Consider the following 17,826-nt stretch of genomic DNA (forward strand, 5'->3'; position numbering starts at 1 on the left):
TACTTGCGTACTGTCTGCGTCGCTGCGCCTTGCCCTCGACATTTTTCAGGTCCGCTTGGCCCGGGGAGCCTGGGTTTCGGACTTGTTAAACTCCAGCCGCATCCTGCCGGTAGCGCGCTGGCGGCAGTTCGAACTGGTTCTTGAAAAAGCGGGTGAACGCGCTTTGCGAGGAGAACCCCAGGCGCTCGCTGATGTCCGCCACGCTCAGGTTCGTTTCGCGCAGCAGGCGGCGCGATTCGCGGCTCTTGGCGCGCAATTCCAGCGCGCGGAATGAGGTCTGCTCCTGCTGCAACTGGCGCTGCAAGGTCCAGCGGTTCATCGCCAGGCCGTCGCACAGGGCCGGCAGCAGCGAGGTGCCGTCCACGTCGGCCTGCTGGCCCAGCAAATCGATGATGGCTTGCTCCACGCGGGCCGAAAACAGCTGCGCGCCCTGCAACTGCTGCAATTGCCCCTGCGCGTGCCGCAGCGCGTGCGGCGCCAGCGTCGCGTTGAACTGGGCAAAGGGCCGGTCCAGCGCAGGCGCGTCAAACGTCAGCGTGTTGCGCGCCTGGCCGAAGGTGGCGGCGGCGCCGAAGCACTCGGCAATGGCGGGCGCGAACCACGGTGCCTTGCCCCGGAAGCTGGCGTGGAAGGCGGTGGCCGTGCCTTCGTCGTAGGCGCGCGCGACCAGCGACAGCATGCGGAAATTGGCCAGCGCCTGCATGGCGCCCCCCAGCGGGCAGAACTCGGACAGGTATTCGATCTCGATGCGCGTGCCATTCTCGCTCATCAGCATGAAGTCAAATTCGCCGATCAGGCCCCGCAAGTGCAGCAGCTCGTGCAGCGCGCTGCGCAGGGTGGGGCGGTTGAAGCAGACGTGGGCGATGCCCGAGTAATGCGCGAACCAGTGCGTCACGTCAAGATCGAGCAAGCCGCGGTGCTGTGGCAATTGCTGGGCGTAGGCCGTCATGCGGCGGTGCCGCTCGGCGTTGATGCGCCCGCCAGGTTCCGTGAGCTGCGCCGGCGTGATGCCCGTGTGGCGGAAAAAGTCGGCGGGGTCGTGCCCATCGGCCTGCATGGCGCGCGCGCATTGCTGCGCGATGCGGTTCGAAACTGTGCGCGTATCGGGTTTGTGCACGGGTGTCTCCTGCTTGTTGTAGTAATTTTTCACAAATATTAGCACTTTGTAAGAGATTGTTGGTTGTCGTGCCGTCTAACCAAAAATTGTTCTCGCGGGTATAAAACGCGTGCTGTGCGGTCAAGAAACTCACGCATTCTCACGCTATATTGTTTTCGGCCGGCCTTGCTGCCGTGCCTTGATACCTACAAAAACAGTCTTGGAGATAATGATGAATTGCACTTTGAAACCGATGGCCCGCGTGGTCGCCGGCTGCGTCGCCACGCTTGCCCTGGCCGCCTGCGGCAATAACGATAGCGAGCAGTACACGCAGCCCGTGTTTGGCACCACCACTTTTAGCCAGCTGAATGTCGACGGCTATGCCTTCAAGGATATGAACCGCAACGGCAAGATCGACCCGTACGAAGACTGGCGCCTGCCAGCCGAAGCGCGCGCCGACGATTTGTTGTCGCGCATGAGCCTCGATGAAAAAGCGGGCCTGATGATGCACGGTACGGCGCCCACCGTGTCCGATCCTTCCGGCATCGGTCTGGGCGGCGCGTATGACTTGACGGCCCTGCAAGACCTGATCGTCAAGCAGTACGTCAACACGTTTATTACGCGCATGGCGGGCGACACGGCCAACATGGCGTCCCAGTACAACAAGGTGCAGGCCCTGAGCGAAACGTCGCGCCATGGCATTCCCGTGTCCATCAGCACGGACCCGCGCCACCATTTCCAGTACACGGTGGGCGCCAGCGCCGGCACCAAGGGTTTCTCGCAGTGGCCGGAAACCCTGGGCCTGGCCGCCATCGGCGACGACGCGCTGGTGCGCCGCTTCGGCGACATCGCGCGCCAGGAATACCTGGCCGTCGGCATCACGCAAGCGCTGTCGCCGCAGGCCGACCTGGCCACCGAGCCGCGCTGGTCGCGCATCAACGGCACCTTTGGCGAAGACGCGGATCTGGCCAAGCGCATGGTGCAGCACTATATCGAGGGCTTCCAGGATGGCAATACGGGTTTGCATGACGGCAGCGTGGTGGCCGTCGTCAAGCACTGGGTCGGCTACGGAGCCACCAAGGAAGGCTTCGACGGCCACAACTACTATGGCCGCTACATGACCTATCCGGGCAATAATTTTGCCTATCACGTGAAGCCGTTCGAAGGGGCATTCACGGCCAAGGCGGCTTCCGTCATGCCGACATACGCTCTGCCGGACGGCAATATCACCATCGATGGCATCACCCTGGAACAAGTGGCGGCCGGCTTCAGCAAGACCATGCTGACGGATCTGCTGCGCGGCAAATACGGTTTTGAAGGCGTGATCCTGTCCGACTGGGGCATCACCTCCGACTGCGATGCCAACTGCCGCAACGGCACGGCGCCGGGCGTGGCGCCTTCCTTCATCGGCTTCGGCACGCCGTGGGGCATGGAAGACGCCACCAAGGCTGAGCGCTACGTGAAGGCCGTCACGGCGGGGATGGATCAGTTTGGCGGCGTGACGGAAGCGCCGTACCTGACGCAAGCCGTGCAGCGGGGCCAGCTGACGGAAGCGCGCATCAACGCCTCGGCGCGGCGCATCCTGATCCAGAAATTCAAGCAGGGCCTGTTCGAGCATCCGTTCGTCGATGCGGCCAAGGCGGCCGCCACGGTGGGCAAGGCGGACTTCATCGAGGCGGGCCTGGACGCCCAGCGCCGCTCGCTGGTTCTGCTGGAAAACAAGGACAAGGTCTTGCCGCTGGCGGCCAGCGTCAAGAAGGTCTACCTGTATGGCATCGATGCGGCCGTGGCGCAGCAGTATGGCTACACGGTAGTGGCCACGCCGCAGGAAGCGGACGTGGCCCTGCTGCGCGTGGCCGCGCCGTATGAAACCCTGCACCCGAACTACATCTTCGGCAGCATGCAGCACGAAGGGCGCCTGAATTATGTCGATGGCGACGCCGACTACGAGGCGATCAAGAACGCGGCGAAATATGCGCCGAAGACGGTGGTGACGGTGTACCTGGACCGTCCGGCCATCCTCGGCAACGTGCAGGACAAGGCCAGCGCCATCCTCGCCAACTTTGGCGTCAGCGACGGCGCGCTGTTCGATGTCCTGACGGGCAAGGCCAAGCCGCAAGGCAAGCTGCCGTTCGAGCTGCCATCGTCGATGGCCGAAGTGCAGGTGCAGAAATCGGACGTGCCGTATGACACGGCCCATCCGCTGTACAAGTTCGGCTACGGCCTGGGGTACTGATAGGGAGCGGGACGGGCCGCCCGGCGCGGCCTGTTCCTGCCCGATTGACAGCACCCTGGCACTCGCCGATACTGGCCGCTTCGCTCATCGCTCACCTCAGGAAGGAACCCCACGATGTCCGTCATTCCGAAAGTGCACCAGACCGTGCTTGCCGCCTTGCTCTCCACCGCGTTTGCCATGCCCGCCATGGCCGCAGGCCCTGCAGTCCCGGCCACCGCCAGCGCGTCGTCCGCCTGGGTCGAGGCCAGCAACCGTAACGCGGCCATCGTGCTAGCGGCGCAGGCGCAGTTCTCGCCCGAAAACGCTTCCGACACGGGCCTGGCGCAGTACGACGGACTGGCCGCCGACCTGGGGCCGAAGATCACGGAACGCTATGTGGCAGCCATGCAGAAGGCACGCGCGCAATTGCAGCAAAAGCTGGAACTGGAACGCGACGAACGCATTCGCCAGGATCTGCAAATTCTGATGAACGCCGTCGACCAGGAAATCATGGGCGCCCAGCTGGATGCCAAATACACCCTGCCGTGGGTCGATGTGCCGCAAATGGTCTTCGGCAGCATGCAAAGCCTGCTGCAGGAACAGCGCCCGGCCGCACGCCGCGCCAAGGCGCTGGAACGCCTGCAGCGCTACGTGGGCCAGTTCCCGGGAAGCACGCCGATCACGCAGCAGGCCAAGGCGCGCTTCACGGAAAAAATCGGCAAGCCTGGCCTGGCGGGACCCGTGCGCCTGCAGGTGGAGCAGTCGCTGGAAAATGTGCCCACGTATATCGCCGGCATCCGCAAACTGTTTGCCGACATGAAAATCACTGGCGCCGAACCTGCGCTGGCGGCCATGGAGCAGCAGCTGAACGCGTACGCGGCGTGGGAAAAGCAGGTGGTGTTGCCCTTGTCGCGTACGGATTTCCGCATGGCGCCCGAGCTGTATGCCTTCCGCCTGAAACAGGTGGGCATCGACATCGAGCCGCGTGCGCTGGTGGAACGGGCGCAGGTGGCCTACCTGGAAACGCGCGCCGCCATGCAGGCGCTGGCACCCGTGGTGGCGGCCAAGCTGGCCTTGAAGGGAGTCGACGGCTCGGATTATCGTCAGGTGCTGCGCGCACTGAAGGCCGATTCCATCCCCAACGAGCAGCTCGAAGCGCACTACAAGGGCGTCAATACGCAGCTCGAAGAACGCATCGCCCGGCAGCGCGTGGTCGACATCCCTGCGCGCGCCATGACCATGCGCCTGGCGTCCGCCGCCGAATCGGCGGCCCAGCCGGCGCCGCATATGCGTCCGCCTCCGCTGATCGGCAATACGGGAGAACACGGCCAGTTCGTCCTCCCCGTCAGCAATCCGGCCGCCAGCGGCAAGGGCGAAGCGTATGACGATTTCAATTTCGCGGGCGCGGCCTGGACCCTGAGCGCGCACGAAGGCCGTCCCGGTCACGAGCTGCAGTTCAGCGCCATGGTGGAGCGGGGCGTGTCGCAGGCGCGCAGCCTGTACGCGTTCAACAGTGTCAACGTGGAGGGCTGGGCGCTGTACGCGGAAGCGGAGATGATTCCCTACGAGCCGGCTGAAGGCCAGTTCATCGCGCTGCAGTTCCGCATGCTGCGCGCGGCGCGCGCCATGCTCGACCCGATGCTGAACCTGGGGCAGGTCACGCGCGAAGAGGCGGGACGCATCCTGACGGACGAAGTGATGCTGTCGAAAGCGATGGCGCGCCAGGAATTGGACCGCTATACCTTCAACATGCCGGGCCAGGCGGGCAGCTATTTTTATGGCTATACGCGCATCCTGCAATTGCGCGCGGAAACGGAGCTGGCGCTGGGTGCTAAATTCGACCGCCTGGCCTTCAATAACTTCCTGCTGGGCCAGGGCCTGCTGCCGCCGTACCTGTTGGCCAAGGCCGTGCGCGAGCAGTTCATCCCCGAGCAACGCAAGGCTAAGGGCTGACGACGGGCCACTCCGCGCTGCGCCGCATACCCTATACTGGCGCCTTCAAGTGATGACGTGAGAGTGGCTGTATGTGGCGTGGGATCGTATGTGGTTTGCTGGCCGGCGCCTTCTGGGGCGCCGTTTTCATTGTGCCGGTCTTGCTGCCAGATTTTTCTCCGCTCGAGCTGATGGTGGGCCGCTACGTCTGCTATGGCGCGCTGGCGGCCGGCCTGATGCTGCCGCGCCTCCTGCCCCTGCTGCGGCGCTTGCGGCGTAGCGACTGGCTGGCCATGCTGCGCCAGGCGCTGGCCGGCAATGTCGTGTATTACCTGCTGCTGGCGTATGGCGTCAAGCTGGCGGGCGTGGCGGCCACTTCGCTGATCATCGGCTTGCTGCCCCTGAGCGTGACGATTTTTGGCCGCAAGGACCATGGCGCGCTGCCCCTGCGCCAACTGGCCTTGCCGCTGCTGGTGGTAGCGCTGGGCATCGCCTGCATCAATCTCGATATTTTCAGCCATGCCGGCGGCGCAGGCGGCGCCAGCCTGGCGCACAAGCTGGCCGGCGTGCTGTGCGCCATCGGCGCGCTCGCCTGCTGGAGCTGGTATGCGCTCGATAATGCCCGCTTCCTCAAGCGCCACGCGCATTTCAGTTCGGTGGAATGGGCCATGCTGTATGGCCTGGCCAGCGGCGTCATCGCCCTGATCGTTGGTGCCGTGATGCTGGCGCTGCAGCCGGCGGGTGGCGTCGATGGCGGTCCTGCGCGCGACTGGCCCCGCTTCTGGCTGGTGTGCCTGCTGCTGGCGCTGGGCGCTTCCGTGGTCGGTAACTACCTGTGGAACCTGGCGTCGCGCCTGGTGCCGGTCACCCTGTCGGGCCAGCTGATACTGTCGGAGACCCTGTTCGCGCTGCTGTACGGCTTCGTCTACGCGCAGCGCATGCCGCGCCCCCTGGAATGGGTGGCGATGCTCTTGCTGACGGCGGGCGTGTTGTGGTCCGTGCAGCGGCACGCGCAGGAGGACGGGGCAGGGCGGACGTAGCGAAAAATACATCGTTGCCAGCCCGCCGTTTGCCCTGGGCCGGCCGTATAATGACGCTCATTTGCCGGTCATACCAGGAGTTCCGCTTGCAGCTACCGATCCGTTATCCGAACATGCCGCAGCTGCTGCTCAAGGCCCGCGACAGCCTGCTCCAGCATTTCCGCCCCATCCTCAATCACTTCGGCGTGACGGAGCAGCAGTGGCGCATCATGCGCGCGCTCAACGAAAGCCCCACGCTGGAACCGCGCGAGCTGTGTAATATCTGCCAGATTTCCAGTCCCAGCATGAGCGGCATCCTGGCGCGCATGGAAGAAATCGGCTTGATCGGGCGCAGCAAGTTCGAAGGCGACCAGCGCCGCCGCAAGGTGCACCTGTCGGAAGCGGGCGCCAGCCTGCTGCTGCAGATGGGCAAGCTCATCGACTTGCAATATGAACACCTGGAAGCGGCGTACGGCAAGCAAGTGTTCGAAGACATGCGCCGCACCCTGGAAGCTTTTATTGCTCTCGAAACCCTGCCGGTGGCGCCCGCCATCCTGCGCTGAACCCCAAACTTCTCCTTGCCTGAGCATTCATCGGGCGCGTGTTTTTCGACACGCGCCGCCGCTGCTTTTGCCATGCCCGTTCCACGCATTGCCGCATCCTGCCGGGCTTGTGCCCGCGCGCGTGTCAGTTTTGCTATAAGACTACGCCCTACAGTAAATCACTTACATGTTAGTAAATAAGCGTATAATTTGCCTCACTTGATCCAGATCAAGAAAAACAGCGGATTCCCGCTCGCTGGATGGGGCGGCAACGCGGCGCCACAGCCTGTATTGCGCCATCGCGGCGGCAATACTTGTCTGGCGTACAACAAAACAGGAAAGTCAGGAAAAAATGAACATACCATGCATGCGCGCTGCGGCGCTGGCCGTCTCCACGCTCATCGGCGCAAACGTTTGCGCCCAAAGCAATGTCACCATTTACGGCGTGGTCGATGCGGCTACCGCCTACGCGAGCAACCAGGGCGGCAAGTCGAACACTTACATGCGCAGCGGTAACTTGTCTGCCAGCAAGATCGGTTTCCAGGGCGTGGAAGACCTGGGCGGTGACTTGAAGGCGCTGTTCCTGCTGGAAAACGGCTTTGAAAGCGATACGGGCGCGCAGAGTTCGGCCAGCTCCCTGTTCAACCGCCAGGCCTACGTGGGCCTGCAATCGAACGCCTACGGCACCCTGACGGCCGGCCGCCAGTACACGCCTTACTACCTGCTGGTGGGCTCCCTGGCATCGAGCAACGTTTTGACGGGCGCCACCGGAGCTCACCCGGGCGATATCGACGGCCTCGATACGACCGTGCGCATCAGCAATTCCGTCACCTACAGCATGCCCGCCTGGCGCGGCCTGCAGGCGAGCGCGCAATACGGTTTTGGCGAAGCGGCCGACGGCAATGCCGTGGGCAGCAGTTTCAGCGCCGCCGTCAAGTACAGCACCTCGCCGGCCGAATTCGCGCTCGGCTACCTGAAACTGAAAAATGGACAGAATGGCGCCGGCTGGAGCGACAACGCATCTGGCAGCTTCGGCATCTCCGCCATCAACCAGGGCTACGCCTCGGCGGAAAGCATCGAATTCATCGCCGCCAGCGCGCGCTACACCATGGGCAAGTGGATGGTGGGCGCCAATGCCAGCAACGTGCAGTACCAGGCGGGCCGCCGCTCGGCCTTCCGCGACACGGCCATCTTCAACACGGCCGGCCTGATCTCGAGCTACCAGCTGACGCCGCAGTGGTTCCTGTCCGCCGGCTACAGCGATACTTTCGCCAGCCACGCCAACGGCGTGTCGGATCGCGCGCGCTACCGCCAGCTGTCGTTCGAGCAGAATTACGCGCTGTCGAAGCGCACGGCGATCTACCTGATCGAAGCGCGCCAGCTGGCGCGCGGCCAGACCCTGGGCCAGGGCGGCGCCATCATCGATGCCGTCGCCTCGGTCGGCGATTCGCAAAACGGCACGCCGTCGTCGAACGGTGGCCAGACAGTGGTGATGGTCGGTCTCAAGCATTCTTTCTGAACGGTTGCTGAACTCACGGGAGCTTCAATTGGACGCTACACACAATAAGGAGGGCCGCGGCCCTTTCAATCCTGGCCGCCGCATGGTGCTGGCCGGTTTGCTGTCGGCTTCGGTGGCGGCGCTGATTCCCTGGGCGCTGGCCGAACCGGTCGCCAATGCGGAGCAGGGCGCCTTCCTGGGCGTGTCGGCCATGCTGGTCGGGCGCCCGGTGCTCGACCCCGTGCTGGCCAAGCGCCTGTATGACGCGCTGGTAGCGCAGGACGCGGCCTTTCCCGCGAAGGTGCGCGCGCTGCTGACGTTGATCAATGCGCAGGACTTGCAGGCGGCCGGCCTGCAGGAAGCGCTCGATGCGCTCGACTCGGCACAGGCGCCGCTGGCGGCCTTGCCGCGCCAGATCGCCAGCGCCTGGTACCTGGGCATCGTCGGCACGGGCGAGGCGGCCGTCTGCGTCGCCTACGAGCAGGCCTTGAACGCGGCCGTTGTGGCCGATGTGCTCAAGCCTCCCACGTATTCCTACGGCGCCTACGGCAGCTGGGCCAGAAAACCAATTTAAGGAGCCATCATGGCTGAAGAACTCTCTGCCGATTACCTCGTCATCGGCTCCGGCATCATCGGCTCCCTGGCCGCGCGCAAGCTGGCGCTGGCGGGTGCCTCGGTGCTGATCCTGGAAGCGGGTCCGCGCGTGTCGCGCGGCGAAATCGTCGCCCGTTTCCGCAACACGACGCGCCGCAGCGACTGGATGTCGCCGTATCCGTCGGTGGCCACGGCGCCGCACCCGATCTACCAGCCGAAGGACAACGGCCACCTGGTGCAGGCCGGCCCGTATCCGTACCCGGCCGAATACATCCGCCAGTTCGGCGGCACCTCGTGGCACTGGGCCGCGCAAGCGTGGCGCAACGTGCCGAACGACTTCCGCATCCATACCTTGTATGGCGTGGGCGTCGACTGGCCCCTCAGCTACGCAGACCTGGAGCCGTTCTACCAGGAAGCGGAAGACATCATGGGCGTTTCCGGGGCCGATAACACGGGTTCGCCGCGCAAGCAGCCATTCCCGATGGATGCCGTGACGGAGCCGTATGCCATGCGCCGCATCCGCGAGCGCCTCGACCCCTCGTTCAAGGTGGTCGGCAACACGGTGGCGCGCAACAGCGTCAGCTACGATGGCCGCCCGGCCTGCTGCGGCAACAACAGCTGCCAGCCGATCTGCCCCATCGACGCGCAATATCACGGCGGCATCGCCGCGCAGCAGGCGGAAGACGCGGGCGTCAAGATCGTCTGCAATGCCAACGTCTACAAGCTGGAACACGACGCGCAGGGCCGCATCACGGCGGCGCTGTACTACGACGTCGAGAAGAACAGCCACAGGGTCACGGCCAAGACTTTCATTTTGGCCGCCAACGGCATCGAAAGCCCCCGTTTGCTGCTCGTTTCCGCCTCGGACAAATACCCGAATGGCCTGGCCAACAGCAGCGACATGGTGGGCCGCAACCTGATGGACCACCCGAGCACCTCGATCACCTTCGACGCGGATGAAGACCTGTGGCTGGGCCGGGGCCCGCAAAGCCCCAACTCCATCAACACCATGCGCGATGGCGACTTCCGCAGCCAGCATTCGCCATACCGCCTGGACTTCACGAATATCTCGCGCGTCGATGGCGCCACCAGGGAATTGATCGGCAAGGGCGTCTTTGGCGCCGAATTCGAACAGCAGCTGCGTTTCCGCTCGGCGCGCGAAATGAGCCTGAAAAACGTGCTGGAAGTGCTGCCGAACCCGGAAAATCGCATCGCCCTCAGCAGCGAAAAGGATGCCATGGGCATCCCCAAGCCGCAGGCGCATTATGCGATCGACGAGTACACCAAGCGGGGGCACGAGCGTTCGAAGCAGGATTTCGAGCACATCGCCAAGCTGATGGGCGGCACCAATCTGCGCCACAGCAAGGAAGGCGTGTTCGCCAACAACCAGCACATCTGCGGCACCTTGTCGATGGGTGCCGATCCGGCCAAGGCCGTGTGCGACCAGTGGGGCCGCACCTTCGACCACGCCAATCTGTTCCTATGCAGCACCGGCGTGCTGCCCACGTCCGGCACCTGCAATTCGACGGAAAACGGCCTGGCCGTGGCCCTGCGCAGCGTCAAGCATATTCTCGACGAACAACAGGGAGGAACAGCATGATGGCGGCCTTCCGACTGGCGGCGGGCGCCGCCTTGCTGTCCCTCGTGGCCTTGCCGGTGCTGGCGGAGCAAGCTCCTGGCGCGGACGTGCAGGCGATCGAACGTGGCCGCTACCTGGCCACGGCGGGCGACTGCATCGCCTGCCATAGCGTGCCTGGCGGCAAACCGATGGCGGGCGGGCTGGCGCTGGCCACGCCGCTGGGCGCCATCGTTGCCACCAACATCACGCCATCGACAACGCATGGCATCGGCAACTACACGCTGGCGCAATTCTCCGACGCCGTGCGCCACGGCGTGCGGGCCGACGGCGCGCACCTGTACCCGGCCATGCCCTACACGGCCTACGCCAAGGTGACGGATGACGACACGGCCTCCCTGTACGCCTACTTCATGCATGGCGTGGCGGCGGTCGATACGGCGCCGGCGCAAAAGACGGACTTGCCGTTCCCGTTCAACATCCGCATGTCGATGGCGCTCTGGAATTGGCTCTTCCTCGACAAAAAGCCGTTCGTGGCCGATGCGGCCAAGAGCATGGAGTGGAACCGCGGCGCCTATCTGGCGCAAGGCCTGGCCCACTGCACCACTTGCCACACGCCGCGCAATGCGCTGATGGCCGAGCAGCTGTCGAAAGAGTTGGGTGGGTCCGACCTGGGTACCTGGTACGCGCCGAACATTACGTCGGACGTCAACAGCGGTATCGGCAGTTGGAGCCAGCAGGAGCTGGCCGGCTACCTGCGCACGGGCCGCGCGGCCAACAAGGCGCAGGCGGCCGGACCGATGGCCGAAGCCATCGACCATAGCCTGAAGCACCTGAGCGACGCGGATCTGAACGCCATCGCGCACTACGTCAAGAGCGTGCCCGCCATCCGCGACAAGGCGGACACGAAAGCGGTGACGCAATGGGGCCAGGCTGGCGACGAGTTGAGTAGCATCCGCGGCGTGCCGCTGCCGCAAAACCTGAACAGGATGTCGGGTGCGCAGCTGTACGATGCGCAGTGCGCCAGCTGCCACCAGGCCAGGGGCGAGGGCAGTTTCGACGGCAGCTTGCCGCCGCTGTTCCATAACTCGGTGACTGGCCGCAGCAACAGCAACAACCTGGTGATGGCAATACTCGATGGTGTGGAACGGCAGGACGGCAAGGGTAATCATACTGCGGGACATCTGATGCCAGCCTTCCGCCAGACCCTGTCGGACGAGCAGATCGTCACCCTCGGTAATTACGTGCAGAAGATGTACGGCAACCCCGATGTGAAAGTGACGGCGGAGCAGGTGACGACCTTGCGCAATGGCGGCGCGCCGTCCAACCTGATCGGCCTGGCCCGCGCGGGCATCATCGTCGGCGTGCTGGTGCTGCTGGCCTTGCTGCTGTGGTGGCGGGGACGGCGGCGCAAGGAAACATCCGCAGCTTGAAAATAAACCCTGAAGCAAAGGCTGGGGTCAGACTCGACAGGGTCTGACCCCTTTTTTTACGCAAGAGTTTGCAACTGATTTGCATCTATGGGATTTATGTACTATCATTAGTTACATGAGACGCGACAGCAAACTATCATCGATCCTCCATGTGCTGCTGCACATGGCCCACGCGGGACGCCCGATGACGTCCGAGGAACTTTCCGGCTACCTGGACACCAACCCCGTGCTGGTGCGGCGCGTGATGGCCGGCCTGCGCGAGCGCGGCTACGTGGCGTCGGTCAAGGGCCATGGCGGTGGCTGGCGCATCGTCTGCGACTTGCACCGCGTGACCCTGCAAGACATTTATGTGGCCGTGGGTTCGCCCACCATTTTCGCCATGGGCAACCGCGTCGATCAGCCGGGCTGCCTGGTCGAACAAGTGGTCAACCAGTCGCTGGCCGGCGCCTTCGACGAAGCCGAGGCGCTGCTGATCCAGCGCTTTGGCGCCGTCACCCTGGCCGACCTGGCTGACCGTTTCAGCCAACAGTACGCCTTGCACCGAGGAGCACACCATGCACATTCCTGAACCGCACAGCGCCACGTTTGACGCCATCATCATCGGCGGCAGCTACGCCGGCCTGTCCGCCGCCACGCAACTGGCGCGCGCCCGCCGCCGCGTGCTGGTGATCGACGGCGGCCAGCGCCGCAACCGCTACGCCAGCCATTCCCACGGCTTCCTGACCCAGGACGGCAGCGGGACGGCCGCCATCGCCGCCGAAGGCAAGGCGCAACTGCTGGCGTATGCCACCGTCACCTGGCGGGACGGGACGGCCTTGCAGGCGGTGGCCAGCAGCGATGGCGATGGCTTCGACGTGACCCTGGCGGACGGCAGCGTCGTGCATGGCCGCCGCCTGGTGCTGGCCACCGGCGTGATCGACGAATTGCCGCCCGTCGAAGGCCTGGCCGAACGCTGGGGCAACAGCGTCTTTCACTGCCCGTATTGCCACGGTTATGAACTGGAGCAAGGCGCCATCGGCGTGCTGGCCACGGGGCCCCTGTCCATGCACCACGCCCTGATGCTGCCCGACTGGGGCACGGTCACCTTTTTCCTGAATGGCGCGTTCGAGCCCGATGCGGCGCAGCTGGTGCAACTGGCCGCGCGCGGCGTGACAGTGGTGCACACGCCCGTGGCGCAGATCGACGGGGTAGCCGATGTGGTCATGGCGGACGGCAGCCGCCACGTGATGGCAGGCCTGTTCGTGGCGACCCGCACCCGCCTGACCAGTGCCCTGGCCGGCGAGTTGGGCTGCGCGCTGGAAGAGGGTGCCATGGGGCCATTTGTGCGTACCGACGAGCAAAAGGCCAGCAGCGTGCCCGGCGTCTTCTGTTGCGGCGATGCGGGGCGCATGGCTGGCAGCGTGGCATTCGCGGTGGCCGATGGCGCCATGGCCGGCGTGGCAGCGCACCGCTCGCTGATGTTCGGACTGGATCAGGCGGCAAAACCGCCATCGATCTTCAGCCCGGCGCCCGTGACGAATGCCGCTTCCGCGCTGGCCAGGTAAGCCACCATGCCGGCGATTTCATCGGCCGTGCCGTGGCGGGGCAGGGCCATCAGGCCGTGCATCAGGTCGGCGAAGTCGCCCGTCGGCGGGTTCATGTCGGTGGCGACGGGGCCAGGTTCCACATTGTTGATGGTGATGCCGCGCGGCCCCAGGTCGCGCGACAGGCCTTGCGTCAGGCCGATCAGCGCCGATTTGCTCATGGCGTAGGCGGCCGCGCCGCCGAACGGCATGCGGTGCGCATTCGTGCTGCCGATATTGATGATGCGCCCACCCGTCTGCATGTGCGCCACGGCCGCCTTGATGGCGACGAACACGGCGCGCACGTTGACGTTCAAGGTCTTGTCGAAGTCTGCCAGCGAAAAATCGTCGATGGCGCCGGGCAGGAACACGCCCGCATTGTTGACGAGGATGTCGATCTTGCCAAACTGCGTCGCCACCTTGTCGATCGCCGCCGTCAGGGCTGCGGCGTCGGCCGCATCGGCTTGCACGCCCAGCGCCTTGCCGCCCGCTGTTTCCACTGTGGCGGCCAGCGCCTGCGCTTCGGCGGCCGAGCTTTGATAGGTGAAGACGACGGTCGCGCCCTGGCTGGCCAGGCGACGCACGATGGCCGCGCCGATGCCGCGCGAGCCGCCCGTTACAAACGCGATCTTGTCTTGCAGTGGTAAAGAGGTGCTGGTGGTGGCTTGGGTTTGCATGATGGGCTTTCTGTGTGAGGAATCGAGAAGCTCAGTATCTGCCTTCGATTGCCTGCGCGCTAGCCATGAATCGCTACAATCACTTTCAACCATCAGTATCAAATGAGCGGGTAAAATAGGCGCATGGACGCCCTCAATCACTTGCAATCGTTTGTGCTGTCTGCCGAACTGGGCAGCTTTTCGGCGGCTGCGCGCCGCCTGGGGCTGACGCCGGCTGCCGTCAGCAAGAACGTGGCGCGGCTGGAAGCGAGCCTGGGATTGCGCTTGTTCCAGCGCAGCACGCGGCGATTGACCCTGACGGAAGGGGGCGAGCGCTTCCTGCAGCAGATAGGCGGCGCCCTGTCCACCCTGCGCGAAGCGATCGCCGGCGTGGCGGAAGAGGGCGGCCAGCCGGCCGGCATCCTGAAAATCAGCATGGCGCCGTCGTTCGGGCGCAGCTACGTGGTGCCCCTGCTGGGCGAGTTCATCGCCCGCTACCCGGGCGTGGTCCCCGACTGCCATTTCGATAACCGGCAAGTGGACTTGATCGGCGAGGGGTTCGATGTCGCCATCGGCGGCGGCATCGAGCTGACGCCGGGCGTGGTGGCGCGCGAACTGGGCCACGCCCACATCGTCGCCACGGCGTCGCCCGCCTTCATGCAAGGTAAAACCATGCCCATGCACCCGTCGGATCTGGCGCAATTCGACGGCGTGGCGCGCCGCTCGGCCGGCAGCGGCAGATTGCGCAGCTGGATACTGCGCGACGGGCAGGGCGGCGAAGGCGTGGCCGAATCCCGCCCGCGCGCCATCTTCGACGACCCGGACGCGATGGCGCAGGCGGCCATCATGGGGGTCGGCGTAGCGCTGCTGCCCATGCCGCACGCGTTGACCCACTTGCGCAGCGGAGCGTTGATCCGCTTGCTGCCCGGCTGGCATGCCGATTCCGGCCCCCTGTCCGTGTACTATGCGAGCAAGAAGCTGCTGCCCGCGAAGACGCGCGTCTTCGTCGATTTTTTGCTGGAGCAATTCCGCCAGCGCGATTTCGCTGCGCAGATACGGCCTGATTACAACACCTGACAAAATCGTAGCGAGCGGAAGGAAGGCTCGGCGCCCCCGTTGGCTCGAGAAGAGCAACTGTACGAAGTACGGGGCCGCCGAGGCAGTGAGCATCAAAGACCGCAAATTACGACGCGCAGTAGGTGTTGATAGCTGTTCTACTACATGGTTATGGCCATTCTCGCCAGCGCAGCCTGGGCTAGCCGACACATTGTTGTAAATATACTTTCTTTTCACAAATAACATGACATGGCGGGTGGTAGCGACACGATCTGTCGCTACGCTTGTGTAAGATGAAAACATTCCGAAAAGAAAGTTTTTGTCTGTGCCGTCCATTCCTGACAGATCCCATCCACGAATCGCCGCATGCGCTTGCCGCGCGACTATAGGTATGGGATCAACATCGCCTGGAGCGCAGTTATTTAAACCGTTGTCGATAGAAAGTCCTCACGATGCATTCTCCTGAAATTTTGCTGCAAGATTTGAACGCTGCCTTACGCGAATTGCATGGCGCCAGTCAGTTGATTGACGACGAGCGCCTGCGCACCGACATGCCGCTGATCATGCGCCGCCTGTTGCTTGCCGAAGTGCTGGGCACGACGTCGATCCTGGCGATCGGCGGCTCGCAAGGGGCGGGAAAAACTACACTGCTGCGCTCGCTGTATGCGCTCGATGGCGAGTCGGCGCAATGGTTGCAGCCCAACGAAGGCCGGGGCGAGAAGCTGCCCGTGCTGGTGCTGGAAGATGCGTCGCACACCGAGGTGCAGGGCGCGCTGCGCTGCCTGCGCAAGCAGGACGGGCAATACGTGCTGGTAGAGGACGACGTCGATGTCGCCACCTTCCAGAAAGCCGTATGCGACCCGGAAATGGACGTGCTGCTGCCCGTGCTGAAGGTGCCGCAACGCTATTTCAATCGGGCGAACCAGGCCTGGCTGCTGCTGCCTGGCTACGAGACGCAGGACCGCGAGAATAAATCATGGCAGGAACTGATGCGCCAGGCCTTGGTCGGTGCGGTCGGCTGCATCGTCGTCACGGACGAGACGCGCATGGCCAACCAGCAGCAGGTCGACATCGTCACCGACATGCTGCAAGGCGAACTGGGTGGCGCGCAAACCCTGGTGGTGATCAGTAAAACGGAGGCCGCGCGCGGCAAGCCGGAGCGCCTGCAGGCGTTGCGCGATACGGCGGCCCATGTGTTCAAGGTACCAGCCGACTTGGCCGGGACCAGAATCATTTGCGTCGGCGCGGATGACCAGAACTATCGTCAAGACTGGCTGCCAGCTTTGACCAAGGCGATCCAGGACCTGTCCTGCTCGGGCGGCGGCGACCGCAAGGCGCAACTGAGTCGTCTGGCAGGGGTGCTGAGCCGTGACCTGACCTCGGTGCTGGGACTGGTGCACAATAAAACCAAGCTGCTCTTTCATGAACGCGAGAGCGGCAATGAGGGCTTGCAGGCAGTGCGCAGCTATCTGGAGGCCTTCGACGAGGCCAGGGATAGCTTGCGCGAGGACTATCTGGAAGGCGTCGATCAATTGCTGCAAGCGCATCTGGGTGCGGCCTGGAAGACGCTCGAAGGCAGCTTGATCAGCGATCACGAGGGTGTGGTCAACAAAATCAAGGACTTCGCCAGAACGGCCACGCAAAGCCACCAGCACATAGCGCAGAGCGTAAGCGCATCGTGGGGCGGCCAGGCCGACGTGCTGGAAAAGCACACCGACATGATCGGCGGGCTGACGCAGAAGAAACTGCGCGGTGAGCAGGGCCAGCAAGTGCTTGCCATCGCGCACGGAAGCGATGCGACACCGATGCAAAAACTGGGCTATGTCGATGCAAAGCAGCAAGTGATTGCCTGGCAGCGTCCGGACGAGGACGACCAGCAAAATCTGCGGGTGATTTTGGGTGCAAAGGGGCGGGCGGAAGGGCCGGCCCAGTTGGTGACCAAGGATGTCGTCAGCGCGATCAAGCTCTTGCCAGCGTTGACGCTGGAATATGCGCGGCTGGCCAGCATGATGCCCGCGCTGGTGGGCCTGACGCCGGAATTGAAGACGGCAGAGGCGTCCGATCAAGCCGACATGATGAAAAAGGCGGTGCAGCAATTGGGCGACGGCGTGACCTTGGGCAAGACGGTCTTGCGCAGCATTGCCACCGTCTTTGCCGTCGATGTGCTCAGCGATGGCGATGTCGATGTGATCCCTGCGCTGATGAGCATGTTCAATCCGGCGTCCGCCTCGGCCGCGGCTGCCGGCACCGGCACGGGCGGCACGGCGGCGGCCGGTGCCGCCATCGGCGGCGTTGGCGCGGCCGTGGTCGGCGCAGTGGCGGTGGGGTATCTGGCGTATTCCGCCATGCAGGCCACGCGCATCCATGACGAGAAGGCACGGCTCGTTTCGCAATCGATGTTGCAGAGCATACAGGCACACCACCACAAGCATTTCATCCATCATTTCAATCAGATGATGGGCCAGATGCGGGGCCGGCTGGAACAGTCATTGCGCGCGCGCTACCGCCTGGATGAAGCGCTGATGGAAAAAGACCGCCTGGCGAAGGCCCTGGCCGATGTGCGTTCGCTGCAGCGTGACCTGCTGTTCGAACTGGGGCGGTCCGGGCATACGATGGCGCTGTTCCATGCGGATGCGGCCGCGTGAGC

At 64.2% G+C, this 17,826-nt stretch carries 14 protein-coding genes; 12 read left to right on the plus strand and 2 right to left on the minus strand.

Translation table 11 applies throughout. From position 1 onward, the window contains the following. Positions 1 to 85 precede the first annotated feature (85 nt). Entirely contained in the window at positions 86 to 1,117 is a 1,032-nt protein-coding gene (locus tag ACP7EG_RS06410) for a helix-turn-helix domain-containing protein (protein ID WP_426086915.1), read from the minus strand. 208 nt (positions 1,118 to 1,325) lie between these two features. On the opposite strand from ACP7EG_RS06410, the gene ACP7EG_RS06415 reads away from it, so the two are divergent. The 10 genes from ACP7EG_RS06415 to ACP7EG_RS06460 all read left to right on the plus strand — a co-directional run bounded on the left by ACP7EG_RS06415 (position 1,326) and on the right by ACP7EG_RS06460 (position 13,449). Beyond that, complete coding sequence (locus tag ACP7EG_RS06415; protein WP_426086916.1) at positions 1,326 to 3,332, plus strand: glycoside hydrolase family 3 protein; 2,007 nt, start codon at positions 1,326 to 1,328, stop codon at positions 3,330 to 3,332. Between the two features lie 114 nt (positions 3,333 to 3,446). Further along, positions 3,447 to 5,264: a DUF885 domain-containing protein gene (locus tag ACP7EG_RS06420; RefSeq protein ID WP_426086918.1), complete on the plus strand. Its 1,818-nt coding sequence runs from the start codon at positions 3,447 to 3,449 to the stop codon at positions 5,262 to 5,264. 71 nt (positions 5,265 to 5,335) lie between these two features. Further along, complete coding sequence (locus ACP7EG_RS06425) at positions 5,336 to 6,283, plus strand: DMT family transporter (protein WP_426086919.1); 948 nt, start codon at positions 5,336 to 5,338, stop codon at positions 6,281 to 6,283. An 86-nt stretch (positions 6,284 to 6,369) separates the two neighbouring features. Further along, on the plus strand, positions 6,370 to 6,825 hold the full coding sequence (gene hpaR, locus ACP7EG_RS06430; RefSeq protein WP_244198838.1) for a homoprotocatechuate degradation operon regulator HpaR: 456 nt from the start codon (positions 6,370 to 6,372) through the stop codon (positions 6,823 to 6,825). Between the two features lie 331 nt (positions 6,826 to 7,156). Then, a complete protein-coding gene (locus ACP7EG_RS06435; RefSeq protein WP_426086921.1) occupies positions 7,157 to 8,323 on the plus strand; it encodes a porin in 1,167 nt (388 codons plus the stop codon). Between the two features lie 28 nt (positions 8,324 to 8,351). Further along, complete coding sequence (locus tag ACP7EG_RS06440; protein WP_426086923.1) at positions 8,352 to 8,876, plus strand: sugar dehydrogenase complex small subunit; 525 nt, start codon at positions 8,352 to 8,354, stop codon at positions 8,874 to 8,876. A 9-nt stretch (positions 8,877 to 8,885) separates the two neighbouring features. Continuing rightward, complete coding sequence (locus ACP7EG_RS06445; protein ID WP_426086924.1) at positions 8,886 to 10,496, plus strand: GMC family oxidoreductase; 1,611 nt, start codon at positions 8,886 to 8,888, stop codon at positions 10,494 to 10,496. Beyond that, positions 10,493 to 11,905: a c-type cytochrome gene (locus ACP7EG_RS06450; RefSeq protein WP_426086925.1), complete on the plus strand. Its 1,413-nt coding sequence runs from the start codon at positions 10,493 to 10,495 to the stop codon at positions 11,903 to 11,905. The genes ACP7EG_RS06445 and ACP7EG_RS06450 overlap by 4 nt, the downstream gene beginning before the upstream one ends. 115 nt (positions 11,906 to 12,020) lie before the next feature. After that, positions 12,021 to 12,473 carry an RrF2 family transcriptional regulator gene (locus tag ACP7EG_RS06455; protein WP_426086927.1) on the plus strand — a complete coding sequence of 151 codons (453 nt, stop codon included), beginning with the start codon at positions 12,021 to 12,023 and terminating at the stop codon, positions 12,471 to 12,473. Then, the gene (locus ACP7EG_RS06460; protein WP_426086928.1) at positions 12,460 to 13,449 is read left to right on the plus strand and encodes an NAD(P)/FAD-dependent oxidoreductase; all 990 of its coding nucleotides are present in this window, start codon (positions 12,460 to 12,462) and stop codon (positions 13,447 to 13,449) included. Before ACP7EG_RS06455 ends, ACP7EG_RS06460 begins: the two co-directional genes overlap by 14 nt. Here the strand turns inward: ACP7EG_RS06460 and ACP7EG_RS06465 are convergent. Beyond that, on the minus strand, positions 13,377 to 14,144 hold the full coding sequence (locus ACP7EG_RS06465) for an SDR family oxidoreductase (RefSeq protein WP_426086929.1): 768 nt from the start codon (positions 14,142 to 14,144) through the stop codon (positions 13,377 to 13,379). The genes ACP7EG_RS06460 and ACP7EG_RS06465 overlap by 73 nt on opposite strands. Positions 14,145 to 14,267: 123 nt before the next feature. On the opposite strand from ACP7EG_RS06465, the gene ACP7EG_RS06470 reads away from it, so the two are divergent. Together ACP7EG_RS06470 and ACP7EG_RS06475 are read left to right on the plus strand one after the other, a co-directional pair. Next, the gene (locus ACP7EG_RS06470) at positions 14,268 to 15,200 is read left to right on the plus strand and encodes a LysR family transcriptional regulator (protein ID WP_426086930.1); all 933 of its coding nucleotides are present in this window, start codon (positions 14,268 to 14,270) and stop codon (positions 15,198 to 15,200) included. Positions 15,201 to 15,631: 431 nt separating this feature from the next. Further along, complete coding sequence (locus ACP7EG_RS06475; RefSeq protein WP_096235686.1) at positions 15,632 to 17,824, plus strand: sugar kinase; 2,193 nt, start codon at positions 15,632 to 15,634, stop codon at positions 17,822 to 17,824. Positions 17,825 to 17,826 lie beyond the last annotated feature (2 nt).

It is taken from the genome of Janthinobacterium sp. PSPC1-1, from assembly GCF_049897625.1.
GTDB classification, from domain to species: domain Bacteria; phylum Pseudomonadota; class Gammaproteobacteria; order Burkholderiales; family Burkholderiaceae_D; genus Janthinobacterium; species Janthinobacterium tructae.

What these genes read in the sequence shown, in the direction of transcription:
- ACP7EG_RS06415 (WP_426086916.1), top strand. Translation starts at nt 1,326, where the DNA reads ATGATGAATTGCACTTTGAAACCGATGGCCCGCGTGGTCGCCGGCTGC.
- ACP7EG_RS06420 (WP_426086918.1), top strand. Translation starts at nt 3,447, where the DNA reads ATGTCCGTCATTCCGAAAGTGCACCAGACCGTGCTTGCCGCCTTGCTC.
- ACP7EG_RS06425 (WP_426086919.1), top strand. Translation starts at nt 5,336, where the DNA reads ATGTGGCGTGGGATCGTATGTGGTTTGCTGGCCGGCGCCTTCTGGGGC.
- ACP7EG_RS06435 (WP_426086921.1), top strand. Translation starts at nt 7,157, where the DNA reads ATGAACATACCATGCATGCGCGCTGCGGCGCTGGCCGTCTCCACGCTC.
- ACP7EG_RS06445 (WP_426086924.1), top strand. Translation starts at nt 8,886, where the DNA reads ATGGCTGAAGAACTCTCTGCCGATTACCTCGTCATCGGCTCCGGCATC.
- ACP7EG_RS06450 (WP_426086925.1), top strand. Translation starts at nt 10,493, where the DNA reads ATGATGGCGGCCTTCCGACTGGCGGCGGGCGCCGCCTTGCTGTCCCTC.
- ACP7EG_RS06455 (WP_426086927.1), top strand. Translation starts at nt 12,021, where the DNA reads ATGAGACGCGACAGCAAACTATCATCGATCCTCCATGTGCTGCTGCAC.
- ACP7EG_RS06460 (WP_426086928.1), top strand. Translation starts at nt 12,460, where the DNA reads ATGCACATTCCTGAACCGCACAGCGCCACGTTTGACGCCATCATCATC.
- ACP7EG_RS06465 (WP_426086929.1), bottom strand. Translation starts at nt 14,144, where the DNA reads ATGCAAACCCAAGCCACCACCAGCACCTCTTTACCACTGCAAGACAAG.
- ACP7EG_RS06470 (WP_426086930.1), top strand. Translation starts at nt 14,268, where the DNA reads ATGGACGCCCTCAATCACTTGCAATCGTTTGTGCTGTCTGCCGAACTG.
- ACP7EG_RS06475 (WP_096235686.1), top strand. Translation starts at nt 15,632, where the DNA reads ATGCATTCTCCTGAAATTTTGCTGCAAGATTTGAACGCTGCCTTACGC.